The organism is Catenuloplanes niger, from assembly GCF_031458255.1.
GTDB classification, from domain to species: domain Bacteria; phylum Actinomycetota; class Actinomycetes; order Mycobacteriales; family Micromonosporaceae; genus Catenuloplanes; species Catenuloplanes niger.
Genome location: NZ_JAVDYC010000001.1, coordinates 2,264,117 through 2,284,348, shown reverse-complemented (window position 1 = coordinate 2,284,348; position 20,232 = coordinate 2,264,117). Strand labels below are relative to the sequence as shown.

Annotated in this window: 17 protein-coding genes and 1 pseudogene; 10 read left to right on the top strand and 8 right to left on the bottom strand. The window is 73.3% G+C overall.

Annotation, left to right across the window (positions count from 1 at the left end; genetic code table 11):
* Positions 1–41: 41 nt before the first annotated feature.
* Positions 42–443 carry an RDD family protein gene (locus tag J2S44_RS09840; protein ID WP_310429564.1) on the top strand — a complete coding sequence of 134 codons (402 nt, stop codon included), beginning with the start codon at positions 42–44 and terminating at the stop codon, positions 441–443.
* A 126-nt stretch (positions 444–569) separates the two neighbouring features.
* Here J2S44_RS09840 and J2S44_RS09835 read toward each other — a convergent pair whose 3' ends face one another.
* On the bottom strand, positions 570–1,259 hold the full coding sequence (locus J2S44_RS09835) for a TetR/AcrR family transcriptional regulator (protein ID WP_310410984.1): 690 nt from the start codon (positions 1,257–1,259) through the stop codon (positions 570–572).
* 109 nt (positions 1,260–1,368) lie between these two features.
* Here J2S44_RS09835 and J2S44_RS09830 point away from each other — a divergent pair, with 109 nt between their 5' ends.
* Complete coding sequence (locus J2S44_RS09830; protein ID WP_310410981.1) at positions 1,369–2,694, top strand: DMT family transporter; 1,326 nt, start codon at positions 1,369–1,371, stop codon at positions 2,692–2,694.
* 606 nt (positions 2,695–3,300) lie between these two features.
* Here the strand turns inward: J2S44_RS09830 and J2S44_RS09825 are convergent.
* The 3 genes and pseudogenes from J2S44_RS09825 to J2S44_RS09815 form a co-directional block, all read right to left on the bottom strand.
* Entirely contained in the window at positions 3,301–3,864 is a 564-nt protein-coding gene (locus J2S44_RS09825) for an ATP-dependent Clp protease proteolytic subunit (RefSeq protein WP_310429562.1), read from the bottom strand.
* A 286-nt stretch (positions 3,865–4,150) separates the two neighbouring features.
* A pseudogene (locus J2S44_RS09820) lies at positions 4,151–4,384 on the bottom strand (helix-turn-helix domain-containing protein); the annotation flags it as partial.
* A 35-nt stretch (positions 4,385–4,419) separates the two neighbouring features.
* A complete protein-coding gene (locus J2S44_RS09815) occupies positions 4,420–5,112 on the bottom strand; it encodes a DUF4191 domain-containing protein (RefSeq protein ID WP_310410978.1) in 693 nt (230 codons plus the stop codon).
* A gap of 220 nt (positions 5,113–5,332) precedes the next feature.
* On the opposite strand from J2S44_RS09815, the gene J2S44_RS09810 reads away from it, so the two are divergent.
* From J2S44_RS09810 to J2S44_RS09800, 3 genes are all read left to right on the top strand, one after another.
* Positions 5,333–5,488 carry a hypothetical protein gene (locus J2S44_RS09810; protein ID WP_310410977.1) on the top strand — a complete coding sequence of 52 codons (156 nt, stop codon included), beginning with the start codon at positions 5,333–5,335 and terminating at the stop codon, positions 5,486–5,488.
* Between the two features lie 118 nt (positions 5,489–5,606).
* Positions 5,607–9,026, top strand: coding sequence for a helix-turn-helix transcriptional regulator (locus J2S44_RS09805; protein ID WP_310410974.1), 3,420 nt, complete (start codon positions 5,607–5,609; stop codon positions 9,024–9,026).
* 250 nt (positions 9,027–9,276) lie between these two features.
* Positions 9,277–10,062, top strand: coding sequence for a DnaJ domain-containing protein (locus tag J2S44_RS09800; protein WP_310410971.1), 786 nt, complete (start codon positions 9,277–9,279; stop codon positions 10,060–10,062).
* A 117-nt stretch (positions 10,063–10,179) separates the two neighbouring features.
* On the opposite strand, the gene lipA is transcribed toward J2S44_RS09800, so the two are convergent.
* Positions 10,180–11,166: a lipoyl synthase gene (gene lipA / locus J2S44_RS09795; RefSeq protein WP_310410968.1), complete on the bottom strand. Its 987-nt coding sequence runs from the start codon at positions 11,164–11,166 to the stop codon at positions 10,180–10,182.
* A gap of 527 nt (positions 11,167–11,693) precedes the next feature.
* Between lipA and aspS the strand changes: the two genes are divergently transcribed.
* From aspS to J2S44_RS09775, 4 genes are all read left to right on the top strand, one after another.
* The gene (gene aspS / locus J2S44_RS09790) at positions 11,694–12,962 is read left to right on the top strand and encodes an aspartate--tRNA(Asn) ligase (RefSeq protein ID WP_310410966.1); all 1,269 of its coding nucleotides are present in this window, start codon (positions 11,694–11,696) and stop codon (positions 12,960–12,962) included.
* 124 nt (positions 12,963–13,086) lie between these two features.
* Complete coding sequence (locus tag J2S44_RS09785) at positions 13,087–14,058, top strand: ATP-binding protein (RefSeq protein ID WP_310410963.1); 972 nt, start codon at positions 13,087–13,089, stop codon at positions 14,056–14,058.
* A 49-nt stretch (positions 14,059–14,107) separates the two neighbouring features.
* A complete protein-coding gene (locus tag J2S44_RS09780) occupies positions 14,108–14,503 on the top strand; it encodes an SCO5389 family protein (RefSeq protein ID WP_310410960.1) in 396 nt (131 codons plus the stop codon).
* Positions 14,503–15,471 (top strand): LLM class flavin-dependent oxidoreductase, encoded by a 969-nt coding sequence (locus tag J2S44_RS09775; protein WP_310410957.1) that lies wholly within the window; start codon positions 14,503–14,505, stop codon positions 15,469–15,471. Before J2S44_RS09780 ends, J2S44_RS09775 begins: the two co-directional genes overlap by 1 nt.
* Here J2S44_RS09775 and J2S44_RS09770 read toward each other — a convergent pair.
* The 3 genes from J2S44_RS09770 to lpdA all read right to left on the bottom strand — a co-directional run bounded on the left by J2S44_RS09770 (position 15,455) and on the right by lpdA (position 19,746).
* Positions 15,455–16,348, bottom strand: coding sequence for a TIGR01777 family oxidoreductase (locus J2S44_RS09770; protein ID WP_310410954.1), 894 nt, complete (start codon positions 16,346–16,348; stop codon positions 15,455–15,457). The genes J2S44_RS09775 and J2S44_RS09770 overlap by 17 nt on opposite strands.
* Before the next feature lie 72 nt (positions 16,349–16,420).
* Positions 16,421–18,274 carry a 2-oxoglutarate dehydrogenase, E2 component, dihydrolipoamide succinyltransferase gene (sucB, locus tag J2S44_RS09765; protein ID WP_310410951.1) on the bottom strand — a complete coding sequence of 618 codons (1,854 nt, stop codon included), beginning with the start codon at positions 18,272–18,274 and terminating at the stop codon, positions 16,421–16,423.
* A gap of 44 nt (positions 18,275–18,318) precedes the next feature.
* Positions 18,319–19,746: a dihydrolipoyl dehydrogenase gene (gene lpdA, locus J2S44_RS09760; protein ID WP_310410949.1), complete on the bottom strand. Its 1,428-nt coding sequence runs from the start codon at positions 19,744–19,746 to the stop codon at positions 18,319–18,321.
* Positions 19,747–19,877: 131 nt separating this feature from the next.
* On the opposite strand from lpdA, the gene J2S44_RS09755 reads away from it, so the two are divergent.
* Positions 19,878–20,201, top strand: a complete 324-nt coding sequence (locus J2S44_RS09755; protein ID WP_310410945.1) for a hypothetical protein — start codon at positions 19,878–19,880, stop codon at positions 20,199–20,201.
* Positions 20,202–20,232 lie beyond the last annotated feature (31 nt).

The window sequence follows — 20,232 nt, the reverse complement described above, 5'->3', positions numbered from 1 at the left end:
GAATACTGACGGTTAACCTCGGTTCCGTGGCCGCGAACCCTGTGAATAAGCAACGAAAGTCGAATGATCCGCCGAACGGGGAAATCGAACTTCCGACGCTCGGCCGTCGATTCGGTGCCCTCGCCATCGACTGGGCGCTCTGTCTTCTCGTCGCGAATCTCTACGGCGAACCCACCCGCGACGGATGGTCCCCGGTCGTCGCACTGATCTTCATCTACACGGTCTTCGCCGGCTTCTTCGCCCAGACGCCCGGCATGGCCCTCACCCGCATCGCGGTGGTCGACGTCGATCGCGGCGGCCCGATCGGCCCGCTCCGCGGCCTGCTCCGTGGCCTGCTGATCTGCCTGGTCCTCCCGATGCTCGTGCTCGACGGCCGCCGTCGCGGCCTGCACGACCGCCTGGCCCGTTCGATCGTCCTGCCCGCACCGAAGAAAAACCCGTAAAAGCGGATATTCCCGCTTCCGGCGTGGCCGGGTTCCGAGTGCTCCCGCGGGCACCGGTCGTCGCTGGCGCTCCTCCCTGCCGGTCCCGCCGTGGCCCCGAAAACCCGCCGGAGCGCGCCCGCCGCGTCAGTTCTCCCCGTCCCGCCGGCCGGTGGTGGAGCCGGTCCGCTCTCCGGCGAGGGGGCCGGCCCGCTCTCCGGTGGGGGAGTCGGCCCGTTCCCCGGTGGTGGGCAGGACGGACCTGGCCAGGTGGTCGAGCGCGTTCGTGATCTGATCCGGCCGCAGCCCGCGCTCGCGCTGGAACTGGTACAACTCCGGCGCGAGCGGGGCCAGTAGCACGTCGACCAGCGGTTCCGGGTCCGGCACGGCGGCCGCCTCCAGCAGCACCCGCACGTGCCGGCGCCAGAAGTCGTACGCGCCGGTGCCGAACCGGGCCGCGCCGGTCTCGCCGCCCAGCGCCAGCGGCAGGTGTTCCTCCAGCAGCCCGACCATCGCCGCGTAGAACGCGGACAGCCGCTCCCGTGGCGGCGCGCCCGGGCCGAGCGGGGCCGCGCCGCGGATGAGCCGTTCCTGCAGGTCGCGCTCGTGCTCGTCGAGCAGGGCCATCGCCACCGCGCCCGGATCCCGGTACCGCCGGTAGAGCGTCGCCCGCCCGATGCCGGCCGCGGCCGCGATCTCCTCCATCGTGACGCTCCGCGGGTCCCGCGCCCGGAACAGGCGCTGCGCCGCCGCCAGCACCCGCCGCCGGTTGCGCGCCGCGTCGGCCCGCTCGCGCGGCGGCCGGACCGCGCCGGTCACGGGGGCGTCGTCCGTCATGCGGGCACCCTATCGTCCCGGTCTCAAGTGAGCCGCCGTCTCACTTCTGCTCGAGATGTGTCTATGCTAAGTGAGATTTATGTCCACTTAACCCGTCACGAGGTGCTCCATGCACTACCTGCTCCTGCTCTCGGCACTGGCCGCCGGATGCCTGCTCGCGGTGCAGGCATCCGTCAACCTGCAGCTCAACAAGGCGGTCGGCACGCCGTACGGCGCGTCGACCGTGCAACTCGGCGTGGCGACCACCCTGCTGCTGGCTGCCGCGGCCGCCACCGGTGCGCTCGGCGCGCTCGGCGGTGTGCCCGGCGTCCCGTGGTGGTTCCTGCTCGGCGGGCTCGCCAGCCCGCTCTACATCACGAGCGGCATCCTGCTCTTCCCCCGGCTCGGCGCACTGCTGACGGTGGGCCTCTTCGTGACCGGCCAGATGTTCGCCTCACTCGCCCTGGACCTCCTCGGCCTGCTCGGCGTGCACCAGCGCCCCCTGTCGACCGCCATCCTGCTCGGCGCCGCCGCCGTCCTGGCCGGCATCACCACCATCGCCCGCGCCCCACACCCCACCCCGCCACCGCCACTCACCGCGCCGCCCACCCCCGCCCGCCTCACCGGTCCCGCCGCCGGTCCCGCCGGTTCGCTCGCGCCCGCCGGTTCTGCCGCGCCGACCGGTTCTGCCGCGCCGGCCGGTTCTGCCGCGCCGGCCGGTTCTGCCGCGCCGGCCGGTTCTGTCGCGCCGGCCGGTTCTGCCGCGCCCGCCGGTTCGGTGGCGCCGGCCGGTCCTGGGGGGTCGATCGGTGCTGCCGGTTCGGTGGCGGCCGTCGGTACCGCCGGTTCCGCGGTGCCAGCCGTGCCGGCCCACGCGGGTGCGCCCGCCGGTTCCCGGGTGCCCGCCGTGTCCGGCCGGTTCGGGGGGTTCGGCGGAGTGGGCGCGGTGCGGGCCGTGCCGGGTTCGGCCGGTCGTGTGGCTCCCGCGCGGGTGGCGGTCGCGCGGAGTGGTTGGCTGCTGCTCGGCGTGGTCGCCGGCGCGGTGCTGCCCGTCCAGGGTGCGATCAACGCCAGGCTCCGCGGCGAGCTGCACGAGCCGCTCGCGGTCGGGCTGGTCAGCTTCGCCGTCGCCACGCTGACCATCGCGGTCGTGCTGTCGGCGCTGGTGGCGACCGGCCGCACGCCACGGCCGCACCTCGGCGGACTGCGCACCGTACCGTGGTGGGGCTGGCTCGGCGGGGCGTGCGCCGCCGTCTATGTGATCGCCACGTTCATGCTGCTGCCGCAGATCGGCGCCGCGACCACGATCGCGCTGACCGTCACCGGCCAGCAGCTGGCCTCCGCGTTCATCGACCACACCGGAGCGTTCCGGATGGCCCGCCGCCCCCTGACCACGGCCCGGCTCTCCGGCGTGGCCCTGCTCATTCTGGGCTCCCTGCTCGTGCACCTCGGCTAGCGCGGGTCCCGGCAGATCTCCACCGGCCCGCGGCGTGGCCCAGGCGTCACCGGCGCCACGCCGCGCAAGCCCACATGCGACATCGATGTGCGGACCTCCGCCCGCACACCCCGCGCCCACCGGAATCACCTCGGCTCGACGAGACCTACCGAACACACCCACGAGCCGGCGCCGACGTGCGTCCGGAGACGCCGACCGCCTCAGCGGCGTCTCGGCACGCCTGGCTGGGAGGTTTGCCCGCCGCGGATGTCCCGGCGCCCGCTGGTCTGCCCGCCGCGGATGTCCCGGCGCCCGCTGGTCTGCCCGCCGTAGACGTCCCGGCGCCGGTCAGCCCACCGGCCCGCTGGGCTGGCCGGCCCAGCCCGCCAGCCAGCCAGCTCGCCAGCCCGCCCGCCAGCCCGCCAGTCAGCCCGTCCGCCAACCCGACCGCCGAGCCGTCCGCCGTCTTGGGCGGCATGCGGCCGGCGGAAGACGCGCGCCCCGGCATCCCAGGCTGACGCGCGGTCCGGCATCCCAGGCTCCCGGCCCCGGTGCGCCGGGGGAGGGGTCGGCGGCCGGTCACGCTGCCGGCGATCGTCCGGTGGTGGGGTGACCGGCCGCCGGATGTCAGTGTGCGGCGGCGGTGAGTTCGTCGGCGGTGGTGACGACGTGGTCGACCATGCCGTACTCGAGGGCCTGCTCGGCCGTGAACCAGCGGTCGCGGTCCCAGTCCTGGGCGATCTGCTCCGGTGTCTGGCCGGTGTGCTTCGCGGTCAGTTCCAACTGGGTGCGGCGCACGTGCAGCATGCTCTGTGCCTGGATGGCGATGTCCGCGCTGGTGCCGCCGATCCCGCCGGACACCTGGTGCATCATGATCCGCGCGTGTGGCAGCGCGTAGCGCTTGCCGGCCGTACCCGCGCAGAGCAGGAACTGGCCCATCGACGCGGTCATGCCGAGCGCGACCGTGGCCACGTCGTTGCGGATGAAGCGCATGGTGTCGTAGACGGCCATGCCGGCGCTGACCGAGCCGCCGGGGGAGTTGATGTAGAGCATGATGTCGCGCTCCGGGTCGTCCGCGGAGAGCAGCAGCATCTGGGCGCAGATCGTGTTCGCGATCGCGTCGTCGACCTCGCGGCCGAGGAAGATGATCCGCTCGCGCAGGAGGCGCTCGAAGACCTGGCCCTCGAACATGCTGGGTCCCGGGGTCTCGGCGCCCTTGGAGACCGGCTGGGGGTGGACGGAGTGCATGGCACGCTCCCGAAAGTCCGGGGGTGGGACGGGCCCACCCGGTCGCTTTCGTTCAGCGTGCGGCGCTCACCGCCGTACCCTCGAATGTTTCTCCTGAGCGGAGAATCGCTTCCAGCGCAACGGTGACGCGCAACCGCCCGGCGTTGCCGCCGCAGAGCCGCGCGGCACTGCGCGGCGCGCCGGCGGACCCGCGGGCCGAGGCCGTCGCGCGGGGCACGGTGCGGCGTGGGTCGGTGCGGGCCAGTTCGCGGCGGGCCTCGTCGAGCAGGTCGCCGAGGCCGATGCCGAGCGCGCGGCAGATCGCGGCCAGGATCTCCGACGACGCCTCCTTGCGGCCGCGCTCGATCTCGGACAGGTACGGCAGTGAGACGTCGGCGTCGCGGGCCACGTCCTGCAGGGTCCGGCCCTGGGCGAGCCGGAGCCGGCGCAGGACCGACCCGATGATGCGGCGCAACAGCGGCACGGCGGACCTCCCCGTTTCTGCAGCGAGTGCGGTGGTCAGCGACCGCGTGACTGGCGGAACTGGCCCTTGCTGGGGCGCATGTTCTTCGGGATCGCGCCCTTCGGCATCTGCGGGCGGGCGAACAGCGCCGCGAGCCGCTTGTCGAGCGCGTTGACCTCCGCGCCGGAGATGTCGCGCGGCAGGCGCAGCAGCGTCATCCGCAGCTTGCGGATGGAGAGCTCGCCCTCGCCGGTGCCGATGACGTAGTCGTGCAGCGGCGCGTTGCCGATCACCTTCGACAGGCGCCGCTTCTCCGCGCCGAGCAGGCCGCGGACCTTGGCCGGGTCACCCTCGCCGACCAGGATCACGCCGGGCCGGCCGATCACGATGTGCACCATGTCGAAGCTGGTGGTGGAGCTGGCCGCCGGGCGCACCCGCCAGTCGCCGCGCATCTGCTCCAGGATCGACGCCGCGGCGCCGGGCTGGCCCTCGGCCGCGGTCATCATCGCGCTGTTCGACCGGATGCTCAGCACGACCAGCGCCGCCAGCGGTGCGAGCAGGAACAGCAGGATGATCGTGAGGACGTTCCAGCCGAGCAGGATCGCCAGCACGGCGAGCGCGATCGGGATCACCAGCGCGGCCGCGAGCAGTGGCGCGAACCACCTGTCGTGCTTCGCGGTGAACTGGAACACCATCCCGATCTGCTTCAGCCGTTGGCCGACCGAGACCTTCTCCTGGGGCTTTGCCATGGGTCGAGTCTACGGTGCGGCGGCAGCGCCTCGCGCGCCCGTCCGGGCCCGGTCTTCGTAAGTACCTTACGCGGAATGCGGCCCTTACCGAGCTCGGCTAAGACATGCCTAAGGCGCCGATATCGCCCACGAATGCGGCGGACGCCCCATGCGCCGGGCCCACCTTCCCGAGAAACGTAGGAGTCGGCAACCGGACGACCCACGACGGAAGGCGAACGCCATGCTTCCCCACTCCGACCTGATCCTGGCCCTGCACCGCTCCCGCGAGGCCGACCTGATCCGGGCCGCACGCGCGGACTCGGTCGCCACCCGGATACGCCGCCAGGCCGCACGATGGCATCCACGTCGCTCGGGACCTGCCCCGATGCGGGGCTGAGCGGGCGTATCGGATGATGGAGCACCCCGGAACCGCTGAGGGGTCGGCACGGGGGAACGCGGGCCGGGCGCCGGAGACGGCCGCCCGGCCCGCGCTGTCGCTCGTCCCATCGACGATCATGTCGTACCCCCGTGGCATGCTCGACCCCGTGTCCAGCTACCGCCCAGGCCGCCCGCCCCCGGCCCGAGTGCACACCGCCACCCGCGGCACGGCGAGCGCGCTCGTCGGCCGGGACGGCGAGCTGGCCGCGCTGCGGGAGGCGCTGAAGCGCGCCCGTGGCGGCGAGACCGCGGTGATGCTGATCGGCGGCGAGGCCGGCGTCGGCAAGACCCGGCTGTGCGAGGAGTTCGGCGCCCACGCGGCCGGCGAGGGCGTGCAACTGCTCACCGGCCAGTGCCTGGAGCTGGGCGAGGAGGGCCTGCCGTTCGCGCCGTTCGCGTCCGCGCTGCGCGAGGTGCTGCGCCGTGGCGGCGCGCCGCTGTTCGCCGGGCACGAGCGCGAGTTCGGGGTGCTGCTGCCCGAGCTGGGCCAGCCCGGCGCGGCCGAGGCCAGCCGCGGTTACCTCTTCGACCTGGTCGCCGGCCTGTTCGCGCGGATGGCGGCGGAGCGCCCGCTGGTGCTGCTGATCGAGGACCTGCACTGGGCCGACCGGTCCACCCGCGACCTGATCGCGTTCCTGATCCGGTCCGCGCGTGCGGCCCGGGTGCTGCTCATCTGCACGTACCGGTCGGACGAGTTGCACCGCGGCCACCCGCTCCGGCCGTACCTGGCCGAGCTCGACCGGGTGCGCGGTGTCGAGCGCCGCGAGCTCGACCGGCTCGACCGGGACGGCACCGCGCGCGTGCTCGCCCACCTGTTCGGCGCCGAGCCGACGGCCCGCGCGGTCGACGACATCCACGGCCGCGCGCAGGGCAACCCGTTCTTCATCGAGGAACTGGCCGCGACCGGCGACCCGGCCGGCTGCGCCGTCATCCCGGAGACGCTGCGCGACCTGCTGCTGGCCCGCGTCGACCGGCTGCCCGAGGCGGCGCAGCGGCTGCTGCGCATCGCGTCCGTCGGCGGCAACCAGGTCGGCCACGATCTGCTCGTCGAGGCGGCGGCGCTGCCCACCGAGGCGCTGGAGTCCGCGCTGCGGGCCGCGATCGCGGCCCAGCTGATGGTCGCGGACCCGGACGGTGGCTACGAGTTCCGGCACGCGTTGGTCCGCGAGGCCGTCCACGACGACCTGCTGCCCGGTGAGCGCGCCCGCCTGCACGCGCGCTACGCCGCGATCATCGAGGCGGACGCGTCGCTGGTCGGCTCGTCCCGCGCGCCCGCGGAGATCGCCCACCACTGGTTCGTCGCGCACGATCATCCACGCGCGCTGGTCACGGCGTACGCGGCGGCGGGCGCCGCCTGCGCGCGGTACGCCTACGCGGAGCAGAGCCGGCTGCTGGAACGCATGCTCGACCTCTGGGAGCAGGTGCCGGACGCGGCCGCCCGACTCGGCATGACCCACCTCGACCTGCTGGAGGAGGCGCTCGGCGCGGTCATCGCGGCCGGCGACTACCACCGCGGGGTCAGCCTGACCCGGGCCGCGCTGGCCGAGGCCGACGACCGTGCCGAGCCGCTGCGGGTGGCCCGCCTGCTGGAGCGCCGCGGTCACCTGCTGCGCACGCTCGGCAAGGGAGACGGCGGCACGGAGCTGGACCGGGCGCTCGAGCTGGCGATGCGCTGCCCACCGTCGGCCGCCCGGGTGCACCTGCTGGCCGACATCTCCGGCCACCTCACGAAGATCAGACGCGATCGGGGGTACGCGACGGCCGCGCTGGTCCGGGCCGCCGCGGCGGACACGTCCGACCCGGCGGCCCAGGTCGCCGCCACGCTGGCCCTCGCGCGCATCGCCTGCCGCAGCGACGCGGTCGGCGCCGGCATCGCGGAGCAGCGCCGGGCGATCACGCTTGCCCGCGCGGCCGGCGACCTGCCCGGCCTGGTCAAGGCGATACTCAACCACTCCGACGCGCTGTTCGAGATCGGCGTCTGGGCGGCCAGCGTGCGCGCGGCGGAGGAAGGCATGGCCGAGGCGAAGCGGGCCGGCATCAGCCGCTCCGTCGGCCTCTACCTGATCTCGAACACGGCGGAGGCGCTGATCGCGCTCGGCCGCTGGGACGAGGCGGACGCGCGCTGTGCCGACACCGCCCGCCTGGACCCGGTCGGCAACCTGGGCGCGCACTGGTCCACGCTGCGCGCGCAGCTCTGGCTGGCCCGCGGCCTCCCCGGCGCGGACGAGGCGGTGGCCCGGGCGCTCGGCTTCCTCGGCCGCCCCTACCTGGAGGACCAGCTGCGACTGCCGCTGCTGGAGCTGTCGATCACGGCACCGCGGGTGCGCGGCGACGCCGGTGCCGCGCTGGACGCCGCCCGCCGGGCCGCGGCCGACCCACGCCTCGGCGACTACCCGCGCTACGACTGGCCGCTGGCCGCCGCGATCGCCGCGGTCGCGCGCGACGCCGCCGACACCGGCCTGGCCGCCCGGCTCGCGTCCGCGACCGCGGCCTGGCCGGCCGACTACCCGCCCCAGCGGGCCTACGCGGCCGAACTACGCGCGCTGCTCACCGGCCTGGCACCACACACGTCCCGGCCGCCGGCCGGGTCCGGGACCCCCTCCCCGTTCGGCCCCGGCGGCCTCCCGCCGCACGGCTTCACCGGCGTGTCCGCCGGCCCACGAGCAACCCCGGGCACCGGCTCGTCCGCGGGTACCGGCTCGGCCGGGTCTGCGGGCACCGGCCCGGCCGCGTCCGCGGGCACTGGCCCGTCCGCGGGCACCGGCCCGGCCGGGTCCGCGGGCACCGGCTCGGCCACGTCCGCGGGTACTGGTCCGGCCGCGCTCGCGGGCACCGGCTCGGCTGGGTCCGCGGGTGCCGGGTCGGCCGCGCTCGCGGGCACCGGCCCGGTAGCGTCCGCGGGTGCCGGCCCGGCCTCGGCGGTTTCGCCGGGCCCGGATCTCGCCTGCCCGGGACGTGACGTCGCCGGAGGGACGGCCGAACCCGCCGAGGCGGGTGGTGGCGAGCCCGCGGAGGCGCTGGCCGCGTGGCGGGCCGCGGTGCTGGCGTGGCGGCGGGACGGGCGGCCCTACAACCTGGCGTGTGCGCTGGTGAACCTGGCCGAGGCCGCGGCGGCGGCCGGCGAGCGGGAGGCCGCGGGCGCGGCGCTGGAGGAGGCCACGGCGCTGGCCGGCGCGCTCGGCGCGGCACCGCTGTCCGCCGCGGCCGGCACGCTCGCACGCCGGCTCGGGCTGCGCGGCACGGTCGCCGCCCTGGCGACCGCGACCGCCGCCCCGGGCGTGGGATCGCTGACCGATCGGGAGCGCGAGGTGCTGCGCCTGGTCGCGGAGGGGATGAGCAACGCGCGGATCGCGGCCGAGCTCTACATCTCGCCGAAGACGGCGAGCGTGCACGTCTCCCGCATCATCGCGAAGCTCGAGGTGGCGAACCGGGTGGAGGCCGCCGCGGTCGCCCACCGCCTGGGCCTGCTGGGCGCACCGCCGGCCGCCGCCGGTTAGGACGTGACCGGCCGGATCCCGTCGAACCGAGGTCACGTGGGCCGGGCGGCGACCGGGACGACGTCCCGGTTCGCGTAGCGGCGGGCGCGGGCGCGATGCGACGGGAAACCGACCGCGTGGATGAACGGCGATCTAGGATCGCCTTGGGTAACGTTCGCGTTACCCACTCCTTCGGCCGGAAGGAGTGGTTCACGCCGCGTGGAGGGGCTTTGTCTGCTTCCTGTACGCCAGCAGCCCCGCCGGACCCGCCATGAGCCGCGACTTTCGTGAGCTGGGCGGCCGTGACGCGTACGCGTTGCTCGGCCTGGACGAGGGCGCGGACGCGCAACAGATCAAGCGTGCCTGGCGGGCCATGTCCCGGCGGCATCACGCGGACGTGGGCGGCAGCGACAACGTGCAGTCCCTGCTGAACGTCGCCTACGACACGCTCTCCGATCCGGCGCTGCGCGGGGAGTACGACCGGTACCGGCGCACCGTCCTGCTGGTCGGCGCGTCACCGGCGCCCGAGCCGCCCGACGCCGGCCCGCCACCGGCGCACCGGCAACCGCCCTCCGCGCACCGGCAACCGTCCTCCGCGCACCGGCAACCGTCCTCCGCGCAGCGCCCGCCGAAGGCGTGGCGGTCGCCGCCCGTGCAGGAGCCGGACGACGAGCCGGACGAGTGGGATCGCTCGGACCCCGCCGACCGGACGTCACCGCACGGGCAGCACCGTTTCGAGTCGGAACCGGAGGCGCCGCGGCACGAGGCGGCGTCCGGCACGTGGTCGGCGCCGCGTCAGGCCGACCCGCGCCGCGACTTCGTCTCCACCGCGCGCCCGGTCGGCTACGACAACCTGGCGATCGTCTCGCTGGTGCTGGCCATCGTGTTCGCGCCGGCCGCGTTGGTCACCGCGCCGATCGCGCTGTTCCGGATGCGCCGCACCGGCGCGCAGGGCCGCGGCCTGGCGATCACCGCACTGATCCTGGTCGGTGTCCTCGCGATCGCGCTGACCAGCGGATACGTCATAGGCACCCGCAGTCCGGTGGTCGCACACTGACGCGGCGCCGAGGCGTCCCGACAACCGGCGGCACCACCCGAACCGCGCCCGGGAGCAGCGCTACGACCGGGCGAACGCGAGCCGCCGTGGGCCGGTGACATGCCCCGGCCGGGACGGTCAGGCGACGGCGGCGGAGCGGGCGTCGAGCGCCTGCTTGTAGAGCCGGCCGGCCCGGTACGACGAGCGCACCAGCGGCCCGCTCATCACGCCGGCGAACCCGATCCGCTCGGCCTCGGCCTGCAGCTCGATGAACTCCTCCGGCTTGACCCAGCGCTCGACCGGGTGGTGCCGCGGCGTCGGCCGCAGGTACTGCGTGATGGTGATCAGCTCGCAGCCGGCCTCGTGCAGGTCGCGCAGCGCCTGGCTGACCTCCTCGCGCTCCTCGCCCAGCCCCAGGATCAGGTTGGACTTGGTGACCAGACCGGCCGCGCGGGCCTGCGTGATCACGTCGAGCGAGCGCTCGTAGCGGAACGCCGGCCGGATGCGCTTGAAGATGCGCGGCACGGTCTCCACGTTGTGCGCGAGCACCTCGGGCCGGGAGTCGAAGACCTCGGCGAGCTGCTCCGGGTTCGCGTTGAAGTCGGGGATCAGCAGCTCGACGCCGCAGCCCGGCTGGAGCTTGTGGATCTGGCGGACCGTCTCGGCGTAGAGCCAGGCGCCGCCGTCCGGCAGGTCGTCGCGGGCCACGCCGGTGACGGTCGCGTACCGCAGGCCCATGGTGGCGACGGACTCACCGACCCGGCGCGGCTCGTCCGCGTCGAACTCGGCGGGCTTGCCGGTGTCGATCTGGCAGAAGTCGCACCGCCGGGTGCACTGGTCGCCACCGATGAGGAACGTGGCCTCCCGGTCCTCCCAGCACTCGTAGATGTTGGGACAGCCGGCCTCCTGGCACACGGTGTGCAGGCCCTCGCGCGAGACGAGGCCACGCAGCTCCGTGTACTCAGGGCCCATCTTGGCCTTGACCTTGATCCACGGTGGTTTGCGTTCGATCGGCGTGCTCGCGTTGCGCGCTTCGATGCGCAACATCCGCCGGCCCTCGGGGGCGGGGTGGCTGCTGCTGGGAATCGCGGTCGCCGTCGGCGGCACGGAGCGCTCGATCGTCACGAAAGTCAGCCTACGCCGGGCATTGGGCCCTCACAGGTCCACCGCGACGTGGCTCACGCCCGATAGCGTGTGACGGCGCTCACCACAAACGGCAAACAACCGGTTACCCAATGGCAATCTTCGCTTCCGCGGCTCAGGGCCGAAAAATAGCGCACAGAAAACCATAAAAGCGCACAGAAAAAATCAGCTGTCGGCACGGTACGGCCGGCGCTACCGTCACCGGCAACGGCGCTGACGGAGACGAGTGGCGCGCCGGGCCGCACGTGCCGAGAGAGCCGCCGGAAGCTGGGAAGGCGGTCGTGCGCCGGGGCGTGAAGACCCTCCACGAGCCGCGGGAAGAACCGCCTCCGGGCGCAGTAGAACCCGCCGGCCGGCCCCCGTCACCGGGCCCGAACGAGGCGCGATCCCGTCCAGGGACCGCGTGAAGGTGTGGTGGCACCGCGAGGACCCGCTCGCCCGCACCTGCCCCGTGGCGACCGCCGCGGGGTGCCGGGATCGCGTTGCGAAGCGATCGAGGAGGTGCCCAGGTGCAACGCATCCTTACCGAACGGCTGGCCACGCAGGCCGGCGCGACCGTCACGATCCAGGGCTGGGTCCACCGGCGGCGACTGTTCAAATCCGTGGCGTTCCTGGTGGTACGGGACGCGTCCGGCCTGGCCCAGGTGGTGGTCACCGAGCCGTCGGACCGGGCGCGGCTGGAACGGCTGACCGAGGGGACCGCGGTGGAGGTGACCGGCCGGGTGGCCGCGAACCCGGTCGCCCCCGGTGGCGCGGAGCTGGTCGAGCCGCTCCTCCGGACCCTCAGCCCGCTCGCCGTACCCACGGACTTCGCTCTTCATCGCCCCGAGCTCGACGCGACGTTGCCGACGCTGCTGGACCGGGCGGCACTGTCGCTGCGGCATCCGCGCCGCGCGGCGGCGCTGCGGGTGAGCGCGGCGGCGGTCGCCGGGTTCCGTGCCGCGCTGGACGCGGAGCGGTTCGTCGAGGTGCACACGCCGAAGATCGTGGTGTCGTCGACGGAGTCCGGGGCGACCGTGTTCGGCATCGACTACTTCGGGCGCCGGGCCTATCTGGCGCAGTCGCCGCAGTTCTACAAGCAGATGATGGTCGGCGTGTTCGAGCGGGTCTACGAGGTCGGGCCGGTGTTCCGGGCCGAGCCGCACGACACCGCGCGGCACCTGGCGCAGTACACGTCGCTCGACGCGGAGCTGGGCTTCGTCCGCGACCACCGGGACGTGATGGCGGTGCTCCGCGGCGCGCTGCACGCCATGATCGAGACGGTACGGGCGCGGGTCGCCGTGCCGGGGCTGCCCGCGGTGCCGGCGGAGATCCCGGCCGTGGCGTTCCCGGAGGCGCTGCGGATCGCCGGCGCGCACCCGGACGAGCCGGACCTGGCGCCGGCGCACGAGCGGGCGCTGGGGGAGTGGGCGCGGTCGGCGCACGGGTCGGAGTTCGTGTTCGTGACCGGCTATCCGATGGCGAAGCGCCCGTTCTACACCGCGCCGGACCCGTCCGCGCCGGGCTACTCGAACGGCTTCGACCTGCTGTTCCGTGGCGTGGAGCTGGTCACCGGCGGGCAGCGGCTGCACGCGTACGACGACTACGTGGCCGCGCTGGCCGCGCGCGGCGAGTCGCCGGCACCGTACGCGTCCTACCTGGAGGCGTTCCGGTACGGCATGCCGCCGCACGGCGGGTTCGCGATCGGGCTGGAGCGGTTCGTGTCGCGGCTGACCGGCGCCGCGAACGTGCGCGAGGTCAGCGCGTTCCCGCGGGACCGGCACCGCCTGACGCCGTGAGGCCATGGCCCGCGTCCGAGGGGGCGCGGGCCACGGTCGGGTGACCGCCCGCTTGACGTAGCTATTGAAAATGACTACCAATTTAGGAGGTACATCGTGCACAACGTCGTGTAGGGGAAATTTCGTGAAAGTTGCTTTTGTCGGTAAGGGCGGCAGCGGTAAGACCACGCTCGCCGGGCTCTTCGCGCGCCACCTGGCCGCCGCCGGCGCCCCGGTGCTCGCGCTGGACGCCGACATCAACCAGCACCTGGCCGCGGCCCTCGGCGCCACGGACGACGAGGCGGTGCTGCTGCCCGCGCTCGGCGACCACCTCGGCGAGATCAAGGAGTACCTGCGCGGCGACAACCCGCGCATCGCGGACGCGGCCTCCATGGTCAAGACCACGCCGCCCGGCCGTGGCTCCCGGCTGATCGGCGTCGACCGGCCGAACCCGCTCTATGACGCGCTGGTCCGCGACGTCAACGGCGTGCGGCTCGCGGTGACCGGCCCGTTCGCGTCCGAGGACCTGGGCGTGGCCTGCTACCACTCCAAGGTCGGCGCGGTGGAGCTGCTGCTCAACCACCTGGCGGACGGTCCCGGCGAGTACGCGGTGGTGGACATGACCGCGGGCGCGGACTCGTTCGCGTCCGGCCTGTTCACCCGCTTCGACCTGACGTTCCTGGTCTGCGAGCCGACCGTACGCAGCGTGGGCGTCTACCGGCAGTACACCGGCTACGCCCGGGACTTCGGCGTGCGGGTGAAGGTGATCGGCAACAAGGTCGACGACGAGTCCGACGTGGAGTTCCTGCGCGCCGAGGTCGGCGACGACCTGGCCGGCTGGATCGGCCGGTCCGCGTTCGTGAAGGCGGCGGAGCGCGGTCGGTTCCAGCCGATCGACGCGCTCGAGCCGGCGAACCGCGCGGTGCTGGCCGACATGCGGGCCCGGGTGGACGCGTGCGGCAAGGACTGGGCGACCTACGCGCGGCAGGCCGCGGAGTTCCACCGGCGCAACGCCGCGGCGTGGGCCAGCGACCGGGTGGGCGCGGATCTCACGGAGCAGATCGATCCGGATTTCATTATCAATCCCGCAGGCATCGACGTAGCTCTCCGGAGTTAATAGACTCCCGTGGGTAATTGATCCACGGGCAACACGTGAGGAGAACCGTATGTCCCTCGACGTACCCACCGCCCTGCTCGACCGGGTCGAGCGTGGCGAGGTCGTCAACGACGCCGAGTTCGTCGACGTCGTGCGCCAGTCCCTGCCGTACGCCTGGATGATCGTCTCCGAGGTGGCGTCCCGCTCCGCCGCGGGCGACGGCGAGTTCGAGGACCACGCGGTGCCGCCGCCCAGCGAGCAGGAGCGCGGCCAGCTGCTGCGCGCGCTCGCCAGCGACGCCATCCGCGGTGGGCTGGAGCGTCACTTCGGCGTGAAGCTCGCGTTCCAGAACTGCCACCGGGTCGCCGCGTTCAAGCTCTCGGCGGTCGGCGGCGAGACGTACCAGCGGTTCATCTCGCCGACCGCGCAGATCGCCAACCAGAGCCCCGAGCTGCGCGACTGCTGATGGTTCCACCCGATGCCGGGTCGCCGGTCCGCCGGCGGCTCGGCCTCTTCCTGCTCGGCGCGCACGGGCCCGCCTCGATCCCACCGCTGGCGCGCGCGGCCGAGGACGCCGGGCTGGACGACGTGTGGCTGGCCGAGCACCACTTCACCGCGTACGGCACGCTGCCGTCCGCGACCGTGGCGGCCGGGCACGCGCTCGGCGTCACCCGCCGGATCGAGATCGGCACGGCCGCGTGCGTGCTGCCGGCCCGCCACCCGGTGGCACTGGGCGAGGAGGCGGCGCTGCTGCACGAGCTCTCCGGCGGGCGGTTCCGGCTCGGCGTGGCGCGCGGCGGCCCGTGGGTGGACCTGGAGGTGTTCGGCACCGGGCTGCCCCGGCGCGACCACGGCTTCCCGGAGTCGCTGGACCTGCTCCGCTCGTGGCTCTCCGGCGCGTACCGGGTCGGCTCCGATTCCGGTCTCTTCCGCTTCCGCGAGGTTACGGTGTCGCCGCGGGCGGCCATGCCGGTCTGGGTCGCGGCCACCTCGCCGGCCACCGTGGAGGTCGCGGCGCGACGCGGACTGTCGCTGCTGCTCGGCATGCACGCGGACGTCGCCGAGAAGCGGGACATGCTGGCGCACTGGGACGCGGTGGCGGTCGCGCACGGCCACGATCCCGCGCGCGCCGACCATGCCTCGGTCCACCTGGCTCCCGGGCCGGCGCCGCTGCTGGAGTCGCTGCTGGAGCGCACCCGCGACTACGTCCGCATCGACGGTTCGCCGCCGGCGCATCGTGACCTGGGTGCCTACGCGGCCCGGCTGCGCCGGATCCACGAGACCGTCGAGGACCTTCCGGGGGTACGCCGCACGCTGCTCTTCGTCGAGGCGGCCGGCCCGCTCGACGCGGTCCGCGACCTGATCTCCGGCCTCCGGCGCCCGGTGCCGGAACCGGCCGTGCGGGCGGTGCCGGCGCCTACAGCGCCGCTCTGATCGCGGCCGGCAGCGTCGGGTGGAGCCACGGATAGCCGGCCCGGTTCAGCACGCCCGGCAGCGACCGGGTGCCGGTCAGGATCTCCGTGGAGAACTCGCCCAGCACGGTCTGGATGACGAACCCCGGCACCGGCACGATCGCCGGCCGGTGCAGCGCCGCGGCCAGCTCCTTGGTGAACTCCGCGTTCGTGGCCGGGGCCGGCGCGTTCATGTTGACCGGCCCGGCGATGTCGTCGCGTTCCAGCAGGAACACGGTCGCGCCCACCCAGTCGGCCAGCGACATCCACGGGATGTACTGCCGGCCGCTGCCGATCCGCCCGCCGAGCCCGGCCTTGAACAGCAGCACCAGCGGCTGCAGCAGGCCGCCGCGCTTGTCCAGCGGCAGCCCGGAGCGCAGGTAGACCACCCGGACGCCGGCGTCCTCGGCCGGCCGGGCCGCGGCCTCCCAGACCCGGCACAGATCCGACAGGAAACCGTCACCGGGCGGCGCGTCCTCCTCGACCGGGGTGTCGCCGGTGTCGCCGTACCAGCCCTTCGCGGAGCCGTTCAGGAGGACCTTCGGCCGCTCGTCCGCCGGCAGCGAGGCGATCGCGCGGGCCAACGTGGCGGTGGTGTCCACCCGGCTGCTGCGCAGCTTGCGCTTGTAGGAGTTGGTCCAGCGCTGACCGCCGATGCTGGCACCGGCCAGGTTGATCACGGCGTCCACGCCGCGCAGCGCGGCCGGGTCGAGGTGGCCGGACGAGGGCTTCCACGGGATCTGGTCGCCGTTCTCCGGTGTGCGCCGGACCAGCTGCCGCAGATCGTGCCCGTCGGCCCGCAGGCGCTCGCGCAGTGCCGTACCCAAGAAGCCTGACGCCCCCGCCAGCAGAATCCTCATGGGTACATCTTTCCCGGAAAAGATCGAGGGCGAACCCCGGCGCGGCCGGGATTCGCCCTCAGAAGCGATCTTTTACAGGCCGAGTTCGCCCTCGAAGTGGCCGGCCTCCAGCCGCTCCTTCATGGTGGTGAGGAAGCGGGCCGCGTCCGCGCCGTCCACGATCCGGTGGTCGTAGGAGAGCGCCAGGTACATCATGGAGCGCGGCACGATGATCTCGCCCAGCTCCGGGTCGTCCACGACCACGGCGCGCTTGACGATCGCGCCGGTGCCGAGGATGCCGACCTGCGGCTGGTTGATGATCGGCGTGTCGAAGAGCGCGCCCCGGCTGCCCGTGTTGGTCAGCGTGAACGTGCCGCCCGAGATCTCGTCCGGACCGATCTTGTTGTTGCGGGTGCGCTCGGCCACGTCCGCGATGCGCTTGGCCAGGCCACCCAGGTTCAGGTCGCCCGCGTCCTTGATCACCGGGACGATCAGGCCCTTCGGCGTGTCCACCGCGATCGCCAGGTGCTCGGCGTCGAAGTAGGTGACCGTGCCGGCCTCCTGGTCGATCCGCGAGTTCACGACCGGGTGCTGCTGCAGCGCCTCGACCGTGGCCAGCGCCAGGAACGGCATGAACGACAGCTTCACGCCGTGCCGCTGCTGGAACGCGTCCTTCACCTGGGCCCGCAGCTTCGCGACCTTGGTCATGTCGACCTCGACCACGGTGGTGAGCTGCGCCGAGATCTGCAGCGACTCGACCATGCGCTTCGCGATCGTCGCGCGGGTCCGGGTCATCTTCTCGGTGCGGCCACGCAGCGGGCTCGGCGCCGGCTTGGCCTTGCTCTGCGCGGCCGGGGCCGGGGCCGCGGCCGGTGCGGCGGCGGGGGCCGGCTTGGCGGCGGCCGCCTTCGCCTTCTCCGCGGCGTCGAGCACGTCCTGCTTGCGGATGCGGCCACCGACGCCGGTGCCGGTCAGCGAGCCGAGGTCGACGTCGTGCTCCGCGGCCAGCTTGCGGACCAGCGGCGTCACGTACGCGGCCTCGTTCTCGACCGGCGCGCCGTTGGACTCGGCGGTCGCCACGGTGGCGGGCTTGTCGGCCGGCACCGGCTTCGGCGCCTCGGCCGGCGTGGCGGTCTCCGCCTTCGGGGCCTCCGCCTTGGGCGCCTCGGCCTGCTTCGGTGCGGACGCGGGGGCCTCGGCGGCCGGGGACGGCGTCGCGTAGGACTCGGCGGCCGGCGCGGCCGGGCCGGGCTCCGGGGCCTTCTCCGCCTTCGGCGCGGCACCACCGGCGGCGCCGATCACGGCCAGCGCCGCACCGACCTCCGCGGTGTCGTCCTGCTGGACCTTGATCTCCAGCAGCGTGCCGGCGGCCGGCGACGGGATCTCGGTGTCGACCTTGTCGGTGGAGACCTCGAGCAGCGGCTCGTCGACCTCGACCGTGTCGCCGACCTCCTTGAGCCAGCGGGTGACCGTACCCTCGGTGACGCTCTCGCCCAGCGCGGGCATCGTCACGACCGTGCCCTCGGCGTCGCCCGAGCCGGAGCTCGCACCGGAGCCGGAGTCCGAGCCGGAGGCCGACGACGGCGCCGGGGTCTCCAGGTTCTCCGGGGTGTCCGCCGAGGTGGACTGCTCGGTGCGCGCCTCGACGGCCGCGTCGTCCACGTCCTGCTGCCCGGCGTCCGGGGCCGGTGCGGCGGCGGGGGCGTCACCCTCGCCACCGATGACCGCCAGCTCACTGCCGACCTCGGCGGTCTCGTCCTCGTTCACCAGGATGCTGGTCAGCACGCCGGACGCGGGGGACGGGATCTCGGTGTCGACCTTGTCGGTGGAGACCTCGAGCAGCGGCTCGTCCGCCTCGACCGTGTCGCCGACCTGCTTCAGCCAGCGCGTGACGGTGCCCTCGGTGACGCTCTCGCCGAGCCGGGGCATGGTGACCGATACCGGCATGTCTCAAGACTCCTTAACAAGCAACCGCAACGGTATGTTCACAATCAGGCGTGTGCGTGCAGCGGCTTGCCCGCCAGGGCCAGGTGTGCCTCGCCCAGCGCCTCGTTCTGGGTGGGGTGGGCGTGGACGAGCTGAGCCACCTCGCCCGGGAACGCCTCCCAGTTGTAGATCAGCTGCGCCTCACCGATCAGCTCACCGACGCGCGCACCGACCATGTGGACGCCGACGACCGGGCCGTCCTCCACGCCGACCAGCTTGATGAAGCCGGTGGTCTTGAGGATCTGGCTCTTGCCGTTGCCGCCCAGGTTGTAGTTGTAGGTCTTCACCTTGTCGCCGTACTGCTCGCGGGCCTTCGCCTCGGTCAGGCCGACGGACGCGATCTCCGGGTTGGAGTAGGTGACGCGCGGGATGCCGAGCTCGTCGATGACGGCCGGGTTCTGGCCCGCGATCTCCTCGGCGACGAAGATGCCCTGCTGGAAGCCGCGGTGCGCGAGCTGCAGGCCGGGCACGATGTCGCCGACGGCGAACACGTTCGGCACGTTGGTGCGCAGGCGCTCGTCGGTGAGGACGAAGCCGCGCTCCATCTTGATGCCCTGCTCCTCGTAGCCCAGGCCCTGGGTGCGCGGGCCGCGGCCGACGGCGACCAGCAGCAGCTCGGCCTCGACGACCTCGCCGCCCTGGATGGTGGCGCGCACGCCGTTCTCGGTCTTCTCGACCTTCTCGAACGGCTTGCCGACCTTGAAGTTGATCTTCCGCTTGCGGAACGCGCGCTCGACCGCCTTGGAGACCTCCGCGTCCTCCGCGGCGACCAGGCGGGGCAGCGCCTCGATGATGGTGACGTCCGCGCCGAACGAGCTCCACACGCTGGCGAACTCGACGCCGATCACGCCGCCACCGAGCACGATCACCGACTTGGGCACGCGGTCCAGCTTCAGCGCGTGCTCGCTGGTGATGATCTTCTCGCCGTCCACGTCCAGACCCGGCAGGCTGCGGGAGAACGACCCGGAGGCCAGCACGACGTTGCGGCCGACGTAGCGGTTGCCGTTCACCTCGACCGTGTTCGGCGCGACGAGCTTGCCCTCGCCCTCGATCACGGTGATCGACTTGTTGCCGTTCAGCATGCCGGACAGGCCCTTGTACAGACGGGAGATGACACCGTCCTTGTACGAGTTGACGCCGGCCATGTCGATGCCGTGGAACTCGGCCTTCACGCCGAACTGCGCGGACTCGCGCGTCTCGTCCGCGACCTCGGCCGCGTGCAGCAGCGCCTTCGTCGGGATGCAGCCGACGTGCAGGCAGGTGCCGCCCAGCTTGTCCTTCTCCACCAGGGCCACGGTCAGGCCCAGCTGGACCGCGCGGAGCGCCGTGGCGTAGCCACCACTGCCGGCGCCGAGAATGACGATGTCGAAGGTTTCGCCGTTCGGCTGGCTCACAGTCAACTCCCAAGTCGCGTCGCTGCATACGACGGTCACACTGTCGTAACGTGCATGGTGCCGTGCCCATCCTGTCACTTGTGGAAGGGGCCCGCGTAGGGAGGTGCCCAGGAACACGTCCCGTAGCAGTACCCTTGCCGTGACGGTCGCGGATATGGGGGACGAACACGGTGGCCTGGTTCAGGCGGCAGAAGAAGGCGAGTGGAGGCTCGGTCGCCCGCGCGGCGCACAACGAGGCCCTGGAACACCTCACGGCTTTCGTTACCTCGCGAACCGGTGTCGAGGTCTTCATCGAGCCGAAGACGACCGTGACCGAGACCACGGTCATCCTGATAGCCCACGACGGCGAGTGGACCCGCCGGCGCGTCGACTCGCCGGAAGGCGCACGCCGGTTCGCGCACAAGATGGCGATCCCGGTGTACGACATTCAGCTGGTCGGCTATCCGCAGCGCATGCGCGATTTCAACGAGCGCCGCAAGCGCGCGTCCTCGTAACGAAATCTACCGCCGATCCGGGCGCCCCGTG